The organism is Flagellimonas olearia, from assembly GCF_004150225.1.
In the GTDB taxonomy this organism is placed as follows: domain Bacteria; phylum Bacteroidota; class Bacteroidia; order Flavobacteriales; family Flavobacteriaceae; genus Flagellimonas; species Flagellimonas olearia.
Map to the genome: position 1 here is coordinate 93540 of NZ_ML142911.1, position 17042 is coordinate 110581.

The window sequence follows — 17042 nt, forward strand, 5'->3', positions numbered from 1 at the left end:
TTTGCCATTTAAAAAATGGGAACGTTTGACATAAAGCAAAAAGTAATTCTAATTCATATTTTTTCTCACCCTGCTCAAGGTAGACTGGGTAATGCCCAAATAGGATGCAATGTATGATAAAGGAATTCGATTGACCAGATTGGGGAATTTTTGCAAAAAATCGAGGTAGCGCAACTGGGCATCCTGTTCCACCAAAGGGCTTCTTCTCTCCAATTTCTCGCGCTGCTGTTTAGCCACAATCTTTTGAACAATGCCATCCCATCCAATTATGGTTTCTGAAATTTCTTTCCAGTCGCTTTTGGAGAAAACTACAAGTTCCGATGTTTCAATAGCCTGCAGATATTCTGAGGGCACATAATTTGATTCAGCATTCGCTCCGTATAAAATCAGAAGCTCTTCCGCTATAAAATAACGTGTTATTTCCTCACCTTGGTTGTTGTAATAATACACCCTTAGGATTCCTTTTTTTGTGAACCCGACATAGTTGATTGGTTTTCCAGCTTCCCAAAAATAATCATCCTTCTGAAGCCTGATAATCTCCGCTTTTTTGGAGATCAACTCAATTTGATGTTGGTTCAGATTGCCAAATCGTAAAATAAAATCCAGGAATTCTTCCATGCTTCGAAGTTACCCAATGTTCGCTGCAGACCATTTGATTTTTCGCAAAAAGTTGGTCAATTGAAACTCGCCCTAAACTCGCTCGGACTCTGTTTTGTTTTTGTCTTGAACAATTTACTAAAGCTTTGGGAGTGCTCGAATCCAAGTTCAAAGGCAATTTCACTCACGGACAAATCTGTTGTGGACAACTGCTCCTTCGCCTTTTCGATCAATTTCTCATGGATATGCTGCTGTGCAGTTAGTCCGGTTAATTGTTTGAGCATGCTGCTCAGGTACTTGGGCGAAACATTAAGGTTGTCAGCAAGATACTGAACTGTTGGCAACCCTTTAAGGGACAATTGTTCCCGATTGAAATAATCGTCCAGGACTTCCACCATTCTATCCAATATCCTACTATTGGTCACCTTACGGGTAATGAATTGCCTTTGGTAAAAGCGCTCTGCATAATTCAATAAGGTTTCCAGGTGGGAGACAATGATATCTTGGCTGAAATTATCAATATTTGCATTACATTCATATTTAATGTTGTCCACGATGCCATTGATGATGGCCTCTTCCCTTTCCGATAGGAACAAGGCCTCGTTCACTGCATATCCAAAAAATTCATACTTCTTGATTTTTTTGGCCAAGGATGTCCCCCACAAAAGGTCCGGGTGCACCAATAGCATCCAACCTTTAGGATTATATCCGGGTTCATGCTCTTGTCCCCTCAAAATCTGGTTAGGTCCAGCAAAACCCATTACCCCGTCATCAAAATCATATTTTTGCTGTCCATAGCTGAGATTGTTACAGTTACGTTTCAAGGAAATCATGTAAAAATCCAAGACTGCGGTAATGTCCTTGGCCCCTTCGATCACGCCAGCCTCAAATATACTGATAAGGGGGTGTGCAGGCGGCGCAACCCCACGTATTTTGTGTACCATGGCAATGGATTCGATTCTAATAGGTGTATTTTTCTCCATATTTCTAAAATTTTATATTGAACGGATATTTAAGATAAATGAGTAGCAAAGGCATAGCCAAAAACGGTATTTCCAACAATGGCAGCGTATAGTTCCCAGCTTTTAAGGCAAGTACAATTAACAGAACGATTACCAGTGCATGCAAAATGTTGCTCAAAACAAATGTTCTGGGCCACAACAGCATGAGACCGATAATTATTGAAAAGACACCAAAATAAGGCATAAGAGCAACATCTATCCCAAGTTCTCCCAGTATCTTTAATTGTCGATCACCAATGGGTGGGAAAGCTTCCAGCCCATGTTTTAGCGAAAGGAAAACCGATATGCCCAAAAGCAGTAATGAAATAATATTTTTTATCATTTAATTGTAGTATTAATAACTATATAGACTATGTATTCTTTTGGTTTCACGTAACTGAAACCGCCTCCCCAATTTTTACGATTCTCAACTGTTGCTCCACCTTATTTTCCTCCACTAATTTGTTCAAAATAGTTTCTGGTTCTGAAAGCGGTTCATCCGACAAATCAAAAGTTCCATAATGAAATGGTATCATCATTTTTGCCTTGGTATCATTGAATGCTTGGACGGCATGCTCAGGGTCTTGATGGTTTGGGGCCATGAACCAACGGGGTTCATACGCACCGGCACCTATTAAAGCAACATCAATATTGGGAAATAACTTTCCCACCTCATTGAAATGTCCGCCATATCCAGAATCACCACCATAATAGATGGTTTTTTCCCTACTCTTTAAAACAAAGCTCCCCCACAAATATTTATTTTGGTCCCTTAAGCCTCGATTGGACCAATGACGCGAAGGCAGGAAACTGATTTCCAGCGTGGCATCAAGATTATATTGTTGATACCAACCTGCCTCCTGTACCTCATTTCCTTTCACCCAATCACCCAATACTTCACCCATGTTCAATCCCGTTAGAAATTTGGCATTGGGGTTCTGCTTTTGAATCAGTTTTATACTATCCTTATCGCAATGGTCATAATGTGCATGGGATACCAAAACATAATCGATATCGATCAATTTATCGGTTCCAACAGGAAACTTGGTATGTCTCTTATTAAATGGTATATCATCCAATATGGGATCGATCAATATTCGTTTACCTGCCATGTAGACAAAAAAACTTGAATGGCCCAAGAGCACCACAACATCATCCTTTGTGTTTAAGAAATCATCATATACCACTTCCATTCTCCATTTATCCTGTTTCTTGAGCTTGCCCTTGGGGTTTTTCTGGACCATCCATTTTAGAGCCTTGCCAAATTCATTGCGCAATGGAAACTCATGATTCATAAATCGACCATTATTGTCCAATGGTGTACCCTTCCATGACGGCAATATGGTTTTTAGATTTGGGTTTCCCCCATGATAACCTATTTGTTTTATTTCTTCCATAGCTTTAAACATCCATTTTCCCACGGTCACAGCAAAAATGCTTATCACAGTAACCCTTAAAAACCTCCTTCTATTCCATGGTTTATGTGCGTCTTTGATAACATTTTGGACAACCGAATGGTTATTTGGAGGATTCAATTTAGACATTATTACGACTCATTAAATTTTTCCGTAAATCCCTGGCCGGCTCCTGATGTTCCCTTTGCTTTACCATGGAACTTTTTAATACTGTTACTCGCCATCAAACAACCCACACCGGCAAGCGCACAAAAAAGGGGAACGATCAACATACCGATCTGTAATCCATTCCCAATGGATGCCATAGTGGCCATATCACTGATAATTCCCACCAATAAAGGAGAGAGTGCGACGGAGAGGATACCAGAGCCCATCATAAATATTCCTGTGGCCAATGCCTGCTTCCCTTGACCTGCCACCAAATGCCCTGATCCAAAGGCAAACGGTAATAAAAAGGCGAACGAGAACATCCCTGGAACAAAGCACAAAATGGTCAGCATTCCAGTGGGCATGAAAAGTCCTAAGAGTAAGGCAACAGATGACACTATTAGAGCAACTGCGGGAGGTCCCATCAATTTTTTGTTTCCACTATCTACGATCTTATCAAACCATCGACCTCCCATTAGTGTTCCAAATATTCCCATAAGACCTTGTAAGAGTCCAAATGAAAGTCCTACCTCGCTAGCTGTAAAATTGTGGGTCCTAATGAGAAAAGGAGCGGTAAAAGAGTAAAATGGGGCTGTTGCAAATCCCACTAAATTGGCCACAACGAACAACCATACGAACGCTGGTTTGGAAAACAGATCCAATGCGGACGTAATAAGATTTTTACTGCCTTGTCCAGCATCTCGAACAACGGTATTTTTTTTGGTGAACAGGAGTACCAAAAGGACTGCGATCAAACCTAGCATTCCTGCCCCAATAAAGGTATATCGCCAGCCAAAGCTATCCCCGATAAATCCACCCAAAGCAAATCCAATCATAGTACCTAAAGGAATTCCCATCGAGAACAATCCAATGGCCCTGCCCCTGAACTTCGTGGGTATTTTGTCAACAATAATCGCATGACTTGCCGGGGTACCGCCAGCTTCTCCCAAGGCAACTCCGAAACGGGATAATGCAAGAAGAACAAAGCCCGTGGCCAATCCACCTAAAGTGGTCATCAAACTCCAAACTAAGATGCAAAATAGTAACACTTGTTTGGCCCACCCTTTGTCCGATATCCTTCCCAATGGTACGGAAGCCAAAGAGTAGCAGACAGAAAAGGCAACCCCGGTCAATAATCCAATTTGAGTATCACTAAGACCAAGATCCCTTTTTATGGATTCCGCTAAGATAAATGGAAGCACCCTATCTATTTGACTAAAGACGCTAACGGTAAATAGTGTGATCAATAGGGTTGTACGTTTCCGTCCACTCCATTTGTCCTCTTGGACTTGTTCTGCTCGGGCTTTGTTCATTATTTGAAAATTAATACATTATGGGACCCGCGTCCAATGCACTGTCTTCCCGAGCATCGGTACGCCTTTATACCCCCTTGTTTCCAGTTTATCGACCTCATTGAGTTCCGCCTTGAACCCATAGGTATTACCATCCTGTACACTGTACAATTTACCATTTAAATACTCACCATCGTCATAAACAAGACCAGTAATATGGGTGATTCCCTGTCTGGGACGGTCTCTAAGACTCTCATCTGGATTGTTATCATCCTTTTTGGAAGTTTTTCCATCGGCTTCGAACATATCCTTTGACCAAAGCAATTTGGCTGCATACGAATCCCCATCCTTGAAGAACTCAATTTTATAGTCCTCACTCTTCCATACCCCGATGATTTGTTCCGGAGCAAATTTCTGGGCAAACGTGTTTGCCGATACAAGCAGTATTGTTACTGCAAAAAATAAATGTTTCATATAACTAATTTTTGATAATACACTTTTGCAAATTCTTCAGCGAAATCCTCTAATTTCACTTTTCCTAATTCCGGTTTATTTTTATAATAATCCTCATATAAAATTCCATTGACCCTACTGGTGTTCATTTCAGTCAGTCCCATGGCCACATTCGGGTTCATTCCCAGGTACAAAAGATCATAGATGAATTGTTCATCCGAGACCTTTATCCATTCTAATTCTGGTTTTCCAATGGCGGCTCCCAAGATTTGTGCCACCTCATTTGGGGATACCTCATCACTGGCTATATAACGAACGGATCGCCCAACAAAGGGCAGCTCCATTTCTTCCGAGATGACCTCTGCGATATCCAATGGGGAGACCCAGGGTTCCTTTTGGTCCCCACCATAGTTTTGAAAGATGGCGGCTTCCTCTCGGATAGTATCTATAAAAGAATACATGTTGTTATAAAAGCCAACGGGCCTCATGAACTTGATTCGGACACTTTCAGGAAGGGCGTTCAATGTTTCCTCAACATAATAATGGGCATTGAGTAATCCCACCCCATAACCGGTATGCGCACCGATAGTGCTTAAATGCACTACCTTAGACACACCTGTGTTTTTTATGGCCAAGGTAAAATTGTCGGCAAGTTTAAAATGTTCGGCATCAATATCAATACTGGGATTGAAATACGCGCCCGTATTGGCATTGATCGCTTCCATCACATATACAATATCGGCGCCTTTGAATGTTTCCGTCAAAAAGGCAACATCTTGCAATCTTCCAATCGCAGGAACCACTTGATTCCCAAAATGATTCGGGTTTAAGGCTTCAATGGCCACTCTTCGCTCGGGCCTACTGCTGATGATGGTCACATGATGTCCTTTTGCCAAAAGGGACAAGGCCAACGGCTTACTGATATGTCCCAAAGATCCTGTCAATACAATCTTCATGATAATTTCATTTAATTGATTCGATTCCTTTCATTTCAGCAGCAAAAGTCTTACTCGCTTGTTTAAGCAAAAGACCTGGAGCAACCTTACTTAGAATTGGCAGCATTTTTGAAAGACCTGGATAGATTTCCTCTTTATCCATTTCCATTCCTTTGATTGCCGCATCCACTATTTTTTCCGGTGCAATACGGGCCCCGGCACTCGAACCTTCTTCACCAAAGAATTTATCATTCAAGGGAGTGGTCGATCCTGGTGCAACAAGTTCGATTACCTTGACATTTGTATCCTTTAGTTGCACCCTTAGCGCTTTAGTGAATGCCCTAAGTCCTGCTTTGCTTGCACTATAGACTGGGGCAATGGGAAACGGTGCCAACGCGATACCTGAAGTGACGTTGACAATCGCAGGATCTTTATGTTTTTTCAAATGGGGTAAAAACGATTGCACCATCCGTATGGGGCCCATGAGATCTATTTCAACCTCTTGGGTGATATCGGTGAGGTCATACTTGTCGTGCAACACAATTCTTCTCATAATCCCTGCATTGTTTATGATAATGCTCAGATCTGGATAACTGTAGGTTACCTGCTCGCACAAACGTTGGATATCCTCTGGACTGGACACATCACTTTGATAAGTTTTGATCCTGGGAAACCTAATTTTTGTTTCATCCAATTTTTCCTTGTTCCTTCCCGTGATGATGACCGTATTCCCGAGTTCCAAAAATCTTTTGGCAAACTCAAGCCCAAAGCCACTGGTCCCACCCGTAATCAATATGGTTTTATTCCTTAGATGCATTTTTATTTCTTTATTAATTATCCAATCTTTTAGCCCCGTCAAATGCTTTTTGCAGCGGCAGACTGCGCAGGCGAATTCCTGTCAAGTTGAAAATGGCATTGGCAATAGCTGGAGCTATCGGGGATATCGGCGGTTCACCAACGCCAGACGGCTTTTTGGAACCCTCATACATGAGTATATCGATTTCCGGAGTATCAATAAGTTTTGCCACTTGGTAATTGTGAAAATTGGTCTGAACGAATTGACCGTTTTCGATAGTACATTCCTCGAACAAGCTAGCACTGATACCCATCATGGTGGCTCCCTCCACCTGTTGCAATACGCCATTGGGGTTTATGATCTTGCCAGGGTCTATGGCTTGAAAAACCTTTAGAATCTTTATCTGTCCCTCCTCTATTCTCAAATCGACCACGGCTGCTGCTATGGTTTTATGATCATCACATACGGCCAAACCTCTACCAATTCCTATTTCCATAGGCTTATGCCATTCCGATCGTTCCCCTATGAGTTCAAGAAGATTTTTTCTTCTTTTCAATTGTACTGTATCACCACAGTGTTCAAGTCTGAACTGTAATGGGTCTTTCCCTGCCCGATGGGCGAGTTCATCCATAAAACTTTCGATGGCGAACGTATTGGCAAACATGCCCACACCCCTCCACATGGAAGTCATGAATGGCAACTCACTTTGCCATATGGTGGCCTTGACATTTTCGATAGTATAGCCTATTCGGGTCCCATGTCCGGCAACAATAAAATCTGCGCCCAAAATAGGTTTGGCGATAGCGGGCATGGCCATAAAACCCATGGGACCGGTGGCAAGTTCATGTTGCAATGCCTTGATTTTGCCCTGACCATCCATTTTTCCTTTAAGGATGTGATGTGTATTGGGTCTTACGAAACTATTTTGGAACTCTTGTTGTCGATTATTGATCAAATGGACCGGCCTTCCCACTGCTTGGGATAACCTTGTGGCTTCCACCGCATTGTGCAGAAAGGACCGCCTTCCAAATCCACCTCCCAAAAAAGTAGGCTTTATGATGACATTCTCAGTTTTGAAACCCAAAGCATCGGCAGTGGTTTGATGCAGAAACTCATTGTTCTGATAGGATGTGTACAGAGTCACTTTATCTCCTTCAGCATCGGCCACCATGATACTAGGTTCCATATTGGCATGGAATCCCAAGGGGGTTCGGTATTCACATTTTATTTCCTCATGCGCAATACGGTCCGGGTCACCCTCACGCTGCATGTTGACCTCTGTCCCGATACCAACGGTCACGGCTTCAAAGGCAGACTGTGTATTGTAGCTAGGGTCGTGGTCCCAAGTTGCCTTGATTTTTCCAACGGCAATTTCGGCCGCATACCGTGTTTCTGCCACAACGCCGATCCAATTGTTTCCTTGAACGACCTTGAGCATCCCGCTTGAATTCTCTGCCTCACTAAAATCGGAACCTCGTAATTTCCCACCAATAAACGGACTGTAAAGAACTGCTCCAAAAACCATATTGGGCAGCGTGGTATCTATGCCATAGATAGTTTTGCCCAGCACCTTGTCCGTTAAGTCCAACCTCTTTATATGCTTCCCGACATATTTAAAGGAATCCGAAGGACGTAATTCCGGTGTTTCGGCCACTTCCCATTCTTTGGTCAAGTTGGCCAATTCGGCATAGGACATTTGGTTCTCCCCAACAGACAGTATTCCCGATTTGGTATTGATGGAACCTGGATCGACACCCCATAATTTTGCAGCACCTAGTTTAAGGGTTTCCCTAAGGGTTGCCGCAATCTCACGGATATCAATATAGAGTGAGGATGTGCTAGAACTAGCCCCGGTTCTTGTGATGATTCCAGTGGCTGAATTGGCATGTACCACATGGATCATCTCAAGTTCCACATCCAGTTCTTCAGCCACCAACATCGCGTAACCGGTAAAGATACTTTGTCCCATTTCCACTTTTGGGGATTTTAGGGTAATGGTATTATCCGCATTGATCTCAAACCACAGATGTTGGTCAAAATTGGATATCCCGGAGGGCATATCCAATTCAGCAATAAATCCGCTTATACCTCGTCGAATGAATGATCGGCCGAAGTATACCAAAGCAATGGTCCCGGCCAGTCCGCTACCCGCCCTGGTCAAGAATTTTCTTCTGGAGAACTGTTTTTTTTCTTTTTCATTATTTTTTCCCATATCCTATAATTTGGAAGCCAAGAGAATGGCCTTGATTATGCGCGGGTGTGTCCCACAGCGACATATGTTTGTGATGGCTTCCTTAATTTCCGATTCAGTGGGATTCGGATTTTCCTCTAGGAAGTTTGCCGCCGCCATCATAAACCCTGGTTGGCAATAGCCACATTGTGGGACCTCAACTTCCATCCATGCCTGTTGGACCGGGTGCAAAACCTCTGTCTCGTTTGAAAGTCCCTCAATAGTGGTTATTTTTTTTCCGTTTGCGGCTTTCAAAGGATAGGAACAGGAGCGTACCAAAGTGCCATCCACATGGACCGAACATGCCCCACATAGCCCCTTTCCACACCCAAACTTGGTTCCTTTAAGCCCTACCAGATCCCTAAGAGCCCATAGCAAAGGCATATTGGAATCGGCATCGAGGGCCACTCGCTTGCCGTTGATCTCCATCTGAATCTCCATTCTTAGTACATTTTTGGTTTATATCTATACTTAAAGCTCCACTCGGACTCCGAATGTTGGGAAGACCCCAAGACCTATATTGGATATTACACCTGTTTCAGGTATGAAGGTCTCCATATTAACATTGAAACGGTTCGATACATTGACCAGATCGACAAAAGCGGAAAAAGTACCCCAACTCCTGATCACATTATAATCCACTCGTATATCCAGGCTGATAAAATCATCCAGTCTGTCCCCATTGACCCTGGTAATCTCCTGGCCATATCTCACAAAATTTGGGTCATTGAAAACATCTTCATGTATGGTATATTCATCTACCGGTCTTCCGGTACTATAGCGGAACTTACCGGAAAAGATCCATTTATCATTGGGTTTGTAGCTACCCAATAAACTAATGGTATGTGGAACGCTAAAGATATAATCGTACTCACCAAGACCATCATTGTCATCCCTTACACTCTCCATGTAGGAATAACTAATTTGACCATAGTAATTTTTGGAGAGGCGTTTGGTCAAGCTTATATCGGCACCATAGGCATGTCCTGTTCCATCATTGGTCATAAAGCTCTGAGCACGGTTTGGCTGGACCACCACATTATCAAAATCCTTGTACCAGCCTTCTGCCACAAATTTCAGATCACTTGAAAGTTGAATTTTATATCCAAGTATGGACTGGAACGATCGTTCATTCTCCAAAAGATGATCCTCTGTTTGACCGGCAATATCCGGGTAGGCCACATCCTGATAATAAATTCCAGTGGAAAAATTCAGACTATGTTTTTCGGAAAGCAGGAAACTTCCACTTAATCGCGGTGAAATCGTGTGCTCCTCGGAAAAACCTGTATAATCATATCGTACTCCTGGATTGAGGGTAAACCTATCGGACACCTGCCAAGATAGGTTGACATATCCCGACCCGTTGAATGCATTCTCATCAAAGTTCGAATTGAACAAATCTGGATCCAAAATATCGTAATATTGCGTTGGGTTATCGGCAATGTCCCTAGTACGGAAAGAATAGATCGTATCCATTCGACTAAGGTTCCTTTCATAGTCCAATTGGACACTGGCCACATCCACTCCTGCGGTCAGGGACAGTTTTTTAAAGTTCTTGGTGTAGATTGAACGGAAGCCGATTTCCCGTTGTTCATTGAGGATATTACGGATTCGCTCTTCATAACCTCCAGCCAAAGGATCCAGGACCACCCCCTCTGCATCCAAGGTAGGGTAAAATCTTCCGAAATTATTGTCCACACTTGATGATCTAAAGTAAAGTACATTGGTCAAATAACTACTGGAGTTCAACAGCGTCCGTAAATTAAGCCCAGCTACAGCCTGTCTTCTTTCATGGTCCCAAAGAATGGTCCGTCCACTGTTATCGTCGTTGATCTCTATGCCCGGTTCCAAGTCATCAATGGTACGACTGGTGTTCTCCGGGTTTATCATGGCAATGACCGAAAGCTTGTTCTTCTCGTTCAATTGTGTTGTGGTCTTTATCAAAAAATCCCCAAAGGCTACTGATGACTGCTGCTCGTTCAACATATTGATCAACATGGAAAAGTTTTGATAACGGGCCGAGACAAAAACACTGGTTTTCTCGGAAATAGGTCCATCAGCAATCAGGGTTGCACCCAAAAGATCGAATTGACCGCTTAGAGACCACGAGGCCCTGTTCCCTTCTTTTACGCCTAAACTCAGGAAAGAGGAAGATCTACGTCCATAAGTGGCCCCAAAGCCCCCATTTTGAAATTGGACATTATCGATGATTCTCGGAGCGAAAATGCTGAACCTACCTCCATTGGGATCATTGAATCCTGAGTTAAAACCTTCCGCTTCCAAATGAGAGAGGTTGAACATAGGAATATCATCGACCATATACACATTATCTCGGGTGCCCTGGCCCCTTGCCGCAATAGCCGAAAATTGTGAGCCGCTGCTCACTACTCCGGGCAAACTTGAGAGTGCTCTCATGATATCCCCCTGTGCCCCTGGATTACGGAAAATCTCTTCCCGCGAATAGGAAAAAGCGGATACCGGGGTCAAAGGATTGGTCTCACCCTTGTACAGGGTTACCGTTACGCCATCCAACTCGGCTACTTCTTCCAATAACTCCAATTCCGTATAATAGGTCTTATTGGGAACAATCATGATTTCATTTAATTTCTTGGTCTGGAACCCGATATATGATATGGTCACAGAATGTGTTCCCACTGGGATATTATTGATTTCAAATAGCCCTGAGTCATCTGTAATAGCTCCCAGTTGGGTATTGTCAATGACAATACTTGCTCCCATTACGGGTTGTTTAGTGGCCTGCTCTATTATTTTCCCTTGGAAACTACCGGTTGACTGTCCAAAAGTCACCAGATGCACCAATAAAAAAGGTAGAACAGTAAAAATGGTCTTGAAGTTTAAGATATATTTCATATTTCTTTGTTTTGATATAACAAAGGTCATATAGGGACAACTGGGAAATGTAGCCGAAAGTCGCATCGTTGTAGTAGAAAGAGAATACATGAAGTAAAACACTGCAATTAAAGGCAATGCAAACAAGCCATTTGACCAAAAGTGGTCCCTCTGATGAAGTCACCTGTAATACCACCGATCAATGCCCAATGACTTGGAACAAATAGTAAGGATGGGTGGCATAAAAGAAAAAACAGTAAACAAATTGTGGTGTAGCCTTCCTTAATATATATAATGAACCATTAAATGTATCATACATCACACCATCCCATTACAACATTATTGATTGATGTCTGATATCAAATACGTTAGAAGTAAATCTAATTACAATACCTTAAAAATGAGCTAAATAGTTAAACGCGTCTTGTTCCGAATAGCTTTTGGCTACGTCAAAAGTCCTTTAGACTACATAGCCTAAACGGCATCGTTAGTTCTTTGCATTGTTAAATATGGATATTATGTCAAAAGAAACAAAGAATTGGACGACATCAAGTATGCCTAATGTCAAAGATCGTTTGGCCTTGATAACAGGAAGTACGGAAGGTATTGGATTTGAAGATGCCTTAGCACTATCACGTACTGGCTGGAATGTGATAATAATGGGACGCAACCCACTAAAAGGTGCTGGGGCAATTGCAAAGATTCGTAAAGTCAATCCAAAGGCTAACATAAGTTTTGAGAAAATAGATCTTGCAGATTTATCCTCGATCAATGCCTTTGCCACGCGAATGAACTCAAAGGGACAAGCTATTGATCTTTTGATCAATAATGCAGGAATCATGACTCCTCCGAATAGACGCGAAACTACCGATGGATTTGAGTTGCAGTTCGGCACAAACCACATTGGTCACTTTGCTTTGACAGCGCAATTACTGCCGTTATTAAAGAAATCATCGTATGCTCGGGTGGTCACTGTTTCCAGTGTCGCCAACCGAGCGGGTACCATCAATTTTGAGGACCTCCAATCAAAATCCACTTACGTGCCGATGAAAGCATATGGCCAATCAAAGCTTGCCAATTTAATGTTTGCCCTAGAATTACAACGTCAAAGTCAAAAACACAATTGGGGGATTACAAGTATGGCGTCACATCCTGGTGTTTCCAGAACAAATCTGCTCATTACAGGAGCCGGGCGTTGGAGTGTGGCTGGAATAATGCGAACTTTTCTTCCTTTTTTGTTCCAACCACCCGCGCAAGGAGCTTTGCCCACCTTATATGCCGCAACCTCTTCCAAAGCAAAAGGCGGTTTATATTATGGACCAAATAAAATGAATGAAACCAGGGGTTTACCGGCTATTGCAAAAATACCATCGCAAGCGGAAGATAAAGCTGTTTCATCAGAGCTCTGGAGAATATCCCAAGAATTGGCAAAAGTCAACTTTTAACGTTTATAATCCCGTGGTTCCAATGAAGTCCTATTTGAGTACTGTAACATTGACAGTGGTTTTATTGACATGCTGTACTACCAACAAAACGCTCTTTATTAGCAACAGGACTGGCAATCCGATCACATTGATGGTAGATTCCACCTTTATGGATTCAAGTACCAAAACGATTTTCGACTCCTTGAATGGTTTAAAGATAGTGGATAGGAAAGTATTTAATTATGGCAAGGGTAAATGGACCAAGGAAGACAAATCCAAGTTGGAAGAAGTGCTAAAACATACCAAAACCTTAAGTACGGGCAGTACCAAGGTTATCGAAATGCCCAACAAAACCAAGGTATCACATATACGTTTTATCGTTGAAGAGCTATGGTTAAATATTAAATAACACTTAAGTAAACAAGATGAATACCATTCAAAACAATGACAAGCTACCAATAGGACTGATGATAATATCAAACGCTTTGCCACCCATTGGCTTCTACCTGTATTACAGATTCAGAAATACATTTCCAAAAAAGGCAAAAACGGCCCTTATCAATGCAATCTTAGGGATACCCATTGGATTGATCGGGGGTTACCTAATACAAACCTATATTTTCTAATCGTTATGGTAAAAAACATAATTTCACTGACCTTGTTAATTATTTCTGCAATCCTAAGTTTCTATCATGGCTGGGGATCCTTTAACTACAAAAAAAATCCTGAATCATTGAAAATGATGGGCGATTTGGGTTTGACAACGTGGTCCATGCCAGTATTTGGGGCAGCCGCAATAGTGGTCGGTTTTCTATTAGTAATACCCAAAACATTTTTTATCGGCAACCTACTCAATGCTTTATCGGTCGTGTTCATTATGGCCTTGGCATTACGATCTGGAAATATAAAAATCGCATTGATCGAAATCCCCTTTCTTGCTATACCTCTGATATTAATTTGGTTAAAATATCCGTTTAAAAATTAAACTAACTTTATATCAATATGTCCACGAAACCCTTTAGGATAAAATCCATAACAAAAATCCATCAATTAATGGGACTTCCAAAACCCCTTCACCCATTGATTGGCCTTATTAATTTGTCCGGGCTTCAAAACAACACGGGTATCAATACGGTAATATTTGACTTGTATGTCATTTCCTTAAAAAGGGGATGCGACAAACTATTGTACGGACAACAAGCATATGATTTTGATGAGGGCTTAATGGCCTTTATGTCGCCTGGTCAGGTTTTACGTGGCGAAGAAAGCGATATACCGTTCGAATTGGATGGATGGATGCTATTTATCCATCCTGATTTTCTTTGGAATACATCATTGGCCACAAACATTCGAAAATATGAGTATTTTGACTATTCGGTCAATGAGGCATTGTTCCTTTCCGATAAAGAAGAGATAATCATCAATGGTATTATAGAGAACATTAGAAATGAGTATCACTCCAACATTGATAAATTCAGCAAACAGATTATAATTTCCCATCTTGAAAACTTGTTTAGTTATGCGGAACGATTTTACAATCGACAATTTATCACAAGGGAAAAAAGCAATCACCATGTCCTTGTCCGGCTGGAAAAGTTACTATCAGATTACTTCAACAATGATGATTTGGTCATGACCGGGCTGCCAACTGTCCAGTACCTTTCGGAATCACTACATCTATCTCCCACTTACTTGCGCAGTTTGCTTAAGGCATTGACAGGCCAAACCACACAACAGCATATACACAACAAATTGATGGAAAGAGCCAAGGAAAAACTATCGACAACGGACTTGTCAGTAAGTGAAATTGCCTATGGGTTAGGATTTGAGCACCCCCAAAGTTTCAGCAAACTGTTCAAGGCCAAGACAAAAATGTCGCCTTTGGGTTTTCGGGCCACCTTCAATTAACCTCTCCTTTCCTTGATTTGACTACAGGACTTCGGGATTAGACTACAATGGCAAAAAACAGGTTTCGGAATTTTGTATGGTTAATTACAATTTAGAAAATCATGCAATCACAAAAAAAAGAACACCCCACTTCGGGGAAAAATCCAATCGCCTTGGTAACGGGAGCCAATAAGGGAATAGGATTTCAAATAGCAAAGGCGCTTTCCCATAACGGCTATACCGTTTATTTTAGTTCGCGCGACTTACTAAAAGGAGTATCAGCTGTAAAGGAAGTCGGTGGTAAGTCAGAAGCCATTCAACTTGATGTTACCGACTCAACTTCAATAACTTCTGCCGTTTCAAAAATAAAGGGCGAACATGGCAAATTGGATCTATTGGTAAACAATGCTGCCATATCTAACACCGGTCTGCATGGTAGAACATTAGCTCAAGCGTTGGCTGATCAGATGGCAAGTGTTGCATCAATCAACGAAATGAGAACTGTATGGGAAACAAACGTCTTTGGAGTACTTGGCGTGACTCAAGCTTTCTTGCCATTGCTTCAAAATTCCAATACCCCACGCATAGTAAATGTATCGAGTGGGCTAGGATCACTAACATTCAACATGGACCCTTCCAATCCACACCGTTATATGTTTGATGTGATTTATGGAGCATCCAAAACAGCTCTCAATGGTATTACGGTGTCTTTGGCCATTGAATTGGAAAAATTAGGGATTAAGGTAAATGCAGTAAGCCCAGGCTTCGCATCAACGGCGCTTAACAATTTTGAGGGGACGGAAACTGTGGAAGAAGCTTCCATGGAACCTATACGAGTGGCCCTTGAGGAAGATGGTCCATCAGGGATTTTTACTGGACCTGGTGGAGTCATCATACCTTGGTAGGTTTAATAAAATGCCAATAAGGTAATAAGTACTTTATTGGCATTTATTAATTTCAAGAAATGAAAAGTAAGAATCATATTTTCAAGTTCCGATCGATTTTCGAAATGCACCAAGCATTTGGCATAAGAAAACCACAACATCCGTTGATCAGTATTACCCATTTCAATAAAAGCAACCCTTTTAATCCAGATAATGCAGTGCTGTACGACGTTTTAAGTTTTTATAAAATAGTGTTTGTCACACAACAGGAGGGAAGATTGAGATATGGAAGGAACTACTATGATTTTGATGAAGGAAGTATGATGTTTTTAGCCCCAAATCAAGTGGTGGGCACCGCAGAACATCATCTGGAGACCTACTCCTATATACTGCTTATCCATCCCGATTTTTTTTTAGGTTATCCATTGGCAAAAAAAATAAAACAATACGGATATTTTTCCTATTCGGTAAACGAGGCCATTCATTTATCGGAGAAGGAAAAAGAAACCATTCTTACGGTTTATAAAATTATAGAAGAAGAACTGAATAGTAGGATTGATGAATTCAGTCAGGACGTTGTGGTGTCCCAAATCGAAACATTACTCAATTATGCCAACCGTTTTTATAAGCGTCAGTTTGTAACCCGAAAGGCGGTGAACGATGACCTTTTACAAAAAACCGAAGCGATTCTGGATGATTATTTCAACAATCTTCATTCCTTGCATCTCGGTGTTCCCACAGTCCGCTTTCTTTCCGATCGTTTGAATATCTCCGCAGACTATCTCAGTGATATGCTACGATCACTAATAGGCCAAAACACCCAACAATTCATCCATTTCAAGCTTATTGAAAAGGCCAAAGAAAGGCTCTCCACCACACAGCTGACTGTAAGTGAAATTGCCTATGAGTTAGGATTTGAGCACCCCCAAAGTTTTAGCAAACTGTTCAAGGCCAAGACTAATATGTCACCTTTGGGGTTTCGAGCCAGCTTCAATTAACCCTTTGACATAATCCTTTTTAAAGGAAAAAGCCTATGTTAAAATATGATTTTGTAATTTGATTGTTATCATTATTGGTAGTTTGCAAAGCATCAATAGCAAAACCTTAAAATCATTTGGATGCATACTGTAC

At 41.6% G+C, this 17042-nt stretch carries 17 protein-coding genes; 6 read left to right on the forward strand and 11 right to left on the reverse strand.

Annotated features, from left to right (window positions below; genetic code table 11):
- Positions 1-48 precede the first annotated feature (48 nt).
- The 11 genes from DN53_RS12410 to DN53_RS12460 form a co-directional block, all read right to left on the reverse strand.
- Positions 49-618, reverse strand: coding sequence for a Crp/Fnr family transcriptional regulator (locus DN53_RS12410; protein ID WP_129654606.1), 570 nt, complete (start codon positions 616-618; stop codon positions 49-51).
- 56 nt (positions 619-674) lie between these two features.
- Complete coding sequence (locus DN53_RS12415) at positions 675-1580, reverse strand: helix-turn-helix domain-containing protein (protein WP_129654607.1); 906 nt, start codon at positions 1578-1580, stop codon at positions 675-677.
- A gap of 4 nt (positions 1581-1584) precedes the next feature.
- A complete protein-coding gene (locus DN53_RS12420; RefSeq protein WP_129654608.1) occupies positions 1585-1941 on the reverse strand; it encodes a hypothetical protein in 357 nt (118 codons plus the stop codon).
- A gap of 46 nt (positions 1942-1987) precedes the next feature.
- Positions 1988-2995 carry an MBL fold metallo-hydrolase gene (locus DN53_RS12425; RefSeq protein WP_165357419.1) on the reverse strand — a complete coding sequence of 336 codons (1008 nt, stop codon included), beginning with the start codon at positions 2993-2995 and terminating at the stop codon, positions 1988-1990.
- Positions 2996-3144: 149 nt separating this feature from the next.
- Positions 3145-4473 (reverse strand): MFS transporter, encoded by a 1329-nt coding sequence (locus DN53_RS12430; protein WP_129654610.1) that lies wholly within the window; start codon positions 4471-4473, stop codon positions 3145-3147.
- Positions 4474-4491: 18 nt separating this feature from the next.
- On the reverse strand, positions 4492-4926 hold the full coding sequence (locus DN53_RS12435) for a DUF2147 domain-containing protein (protein ID WP_129654611.1): 435 nt from the start codon (positions 4924-4926) through the stop codon (positions 4492-4494).
- Positions 4923-5861 (reverse strand): NmrA family NAD(P)-binding protein, encoded by a 939-nt coding sequence (locus DN53_RS12440; RefSeq protein WP_129654612.1) that lies wholly within the window; start codon positions 5859-5861, stop codon positions 4923-4925. Before DN53_RS12440 ends, DN53_RS12435 begins: the two co-directional genes overlap by 4 nt.
- Before the next feature lie 7 nt (positions 5862-5868).
- Positions 5869-6657, reverse strand: coding sequence for an SDR family oxidoreductase (locus DN53_RS12445; protein WP_129654613.1), 789 nt, complete (start codon positions 6655-6657; stop codon positions 5869-5871).
- Between the two features lie 13 nt (positions 6658-6670).
- Positions 6671-8848, reverse strand: coding sequence for a xanthine dehydrogenase family protein molybdopterin-binding subunit (locus DN53_RS12450; RefSeq protein WP_129654614.1), 2178 nt, complete (start codon positions 8846-8848; stop codon positions 6671-6673).
- 3 nt (positions 8849-8851) lie between these two features.
- Complete coding sequence (locus DN53_RS12455; RefSeq protein ID WP_129654615.1) at positions 8852-9307, reverse strand: (2Fe-2S)-binding protein; 456 nt, start codon at positions 9305-9307, stop codon at positions 8852-8854.
- Positions 9308-9337: 30 nt separating this feature from the next.
- Positions 9338-11737 carry a TonB-dependent receptor gene (locus tag DN53_RS12460; RefSeq protein WP_165357421.1) on the reverse strand — a complete coding sequence of 800 codons (2400 nt, stop codon included), beginning with the start codon at positions 11735-11737 and terminating at the stop codon, positions 9338-9340.
- 497 nt (positions 11738-12234) lie between these two features.
- Here DN53_RS12460 and DN53_RS12465 point away from each other — a divergent pair, with 497 nt between their 5' ends.
- The 6 genes from DN53_RS12465 to DN53_RS12490 all read left to right on the forward strand — a co-directional run bounded on the left by DN53_RS12465 (position 12235) and on the right by DN53_RS12490 (position 16909).
- Positions 12235-13161 (forward strand): SDR family oxidoreductase, encoded by a 927-nt coding sequence (locus tag DN53_RS12465; protein WP_129654617.1) that lies wholly within the window; start codon positions 12235-12237, stop codon positions 13159-13161.
- Positions 13162-13291: 130 nt separating this feature from the next.
- Positions 13292-13549, forward strand: coding sequence for a hypothetical protein (locus DN53_RS12470; RefSeq protein ID WP_207211119.1), 258 nt, complete (start codon positions 13292-13294; stop codon positions 13547-13549).
- A gap of 222 nt (positions 13550-13771) precedes the next feature.
- Positions 13772-14125, forward strand: a complete 354-nt coding sequence (locus tag DN53_RS12475; RefSeq protein ID WP_129654618.1) for a hypothetical protein — start codon at positions 13772-13774, stop codon at positions 14123-14125.
- Positions 14126-14193: 68 nt separating this feature from the next.
- Complete coding sequence (locus DN53_RS12480) at positions 14194-15048, forward strand: helix-turn-helix domain-containing protein (RefSeq protein WP_242502135.1); 855 nt, start codon at positions 14194-14196, stop codon at positions 15046-15048.
- A 101-nt stretch (positions 15049-15149) separates the two neighbouring features.
- Complete coding sequence (locus tag DN53_RS12485) at positions 15150-15932, forward strand: SDR family NAD(P)-dependent oxidoreductase (RefSeq protein WP_129654620.1); 783 nt, start codon at positions 15150-15152, stop codon at positions 15930-15932.
- 59 nt (positions 15933-15991) lie between these two features.
- Positions 15992-16909: a helix-turn-helix domain-containing protein gene (locus DN53_RS12490; protein WP_129654621.1), complete on the forward strand. Its 918-nt coding sequence runs from the start codon at positions 15992-15994 to the stop codon at positions 16907-16909.
- Positions 16910-17042: the final 133 nt, after the last annotated feature.

Coding starts and splice junctions, on each gene's coding strand:
- DN53_RS12485 (WP_129654620.1), top strand. CDS start 15,150: ATGCAATCACAAAAAAAAGAACACCCCACTTCGGGGAAAAATCCAATC.
- DN53_RS12425 (WP_165357419.1), bottom strand. CDS start 2,995: ATGGAAGAAATAAAACAAATAGGTTATCATGGGGGAAACCCAAATCTA.
- DN53_RS12435 (WP_129654611.1), bottom strand. CDS start 4,926: ATGAAACATTTATTTTTTGCAGTAACAATACTGCTTGTATCGGCAAAC.
- DN53_RS12460 (WP_165357421.1), bottom strand. CDS start 11,737: ATGAAATATATCTTAAACTTCAAGACCATTTTTACTGTTCTACCTTTT.
- DN53_RS12470 (WP_207211119.1), top strand. CDS start 13,292: ATGGTAGATTCCACCTTTATGGATTCAAGTACCAAAACGATTTTCGAC.
- DN53_RS12410 (WP_129654606.1), bottom strand. CDS start 618: ATGGAAGAATTCCTGGATTTTATTTTACGATTTGGCAATCTGAACCAA.
- DN53_RS12450 (WP_129654614.1), bottom strand. CDS start 8,848: ATGGGAAAAAATAATGAAAAAGAAAAAAAACAGTTCTCCAGAAGAAAA.
- DN53_RS12445 (WP_129654613.1), bottom strand. CDS start 6,657: ATGCATCTAAGGAATAAAACCATATTGATTACGGGTGGGACCAGTGGC.
- DN53_RS12415 (WP_129654607.1), bottom strand. CDS start 1,580: ATGGAGAAAAATACACCTATTAGAATCGAATCCATTGCCATGGTACAC.
- DN53_RS12490 (WP_129654621.1), top strand. CDS start 15,992: ATGAAAAGTAAGAATCATATTTTCAAGTTCCGATCGATTTTCGAAATG.
- DN53_RS12455 (WP_129654615.1), bottom strand. CDS start 9,307: ATGGAGATTCAGATGGAGATCAACGGCAAGCGAGTGGCCCTCGATGCC.
- DN53_RS12475 (WP_129654618.1), top strand. CDS start 13,772: ATGGTAAAAAACATAATTTCACTGACCTTGTTAATTATTTCTGCAATC.
- DN53_RS12480 (WP_242502135.1), top strand. CDS start 14,194: ATGGGACTTCCAAAACCCCTTCACCCATTGATTGGCCTTATTAATTTG.
- DN53_RS12440 (WP_129654612.1), bottom strand. CDS start 5,861: ATGAAGATTGTATTGACAGGATCTTTGGGACATATCAGTAAGCCGTTG.
- DN53_RS12465 (WP_129654617.1), top strand. CDS start 12,235: ATGTCAAAAGAAACAAAGAATTGGACGACATCAAGTATGCCTAATGTC.
- DN53_RS12430 (WP_129654610.1), bottom strand. CDS start 4,473: ATGAACAAAGCCCGAGCAGAACAAGTCCAAGAGGACAAATGGAGTGGA.
- DN53_RS12420 (WP_129654608.1), bottom strand. CDS start 1,941: ATGATAAAAAATATTATTTCATTACTGCTTTTGGGCATATCGGTTTTC.